At 66.4% G+C, this 521-nt stretch carries 1 protein-coding gene; it reads left to right on the forward strand.

The genetic code is table 11. From position 1 onward, the window contains the following. Positions 1 to 232 precede the first annotated feature (232 nt). Positions 233 to 521 (forward strand): hypothetical protein (locus AC1DU6_RS35785; RefSeq protein ID WP_477863390.1); only part of this gene is annotated, 289 nt, incomplete at its 3' end.

Here is a 521-nt window from a genome sequence, read left to right on the forward strand (position 1 = left end):
GCTGTTGCCGCAGGCCGCCGTCCTGCTGCAGCGGATCACCGAAGCTGAATACGACCAACTCGACGCTATCAGCGGTGCATCGCAGCCGCGCGGTCCTCCCACATCCTGACATCACCTTTGACGATCGCTGCCGCGAATTCCTCGCGCGCAGTGCAACCGAAGTGAGATTCGCATCACCGCGAGTCCCGGCCCGAGCGCAACGATGCGCAGCCGGTGAAGTCAGGACAAACCCATGTCGATTCAATTCAAGCGCGCCCTCCTGCTCGGCACATCCGCCGTGGTGGGACTGAGCTGCCTCCCGCAATCTGCGCACGCGCAGACGCAGCTTCCGGCGGTGGAAGTCACCGCGCCTAGCCCGATCGTGCGCCGCAAGCCGGTGCCGTCGCGCACCGCACATACGCATGTCACGCGCCCCGCGCCAAACCGCAACGCCGTGCCGGTCCCCGTTGAGGCCGAGCCCGTCCAGGCCCAGCAGGGCGAACTCCCGATCGTCACCGATCAATTCGCCACTGTCACGGTGG

The sequence above is a fragment of the Roseateles sp. P5_B10 genome, from assembly GCF_056400485.1.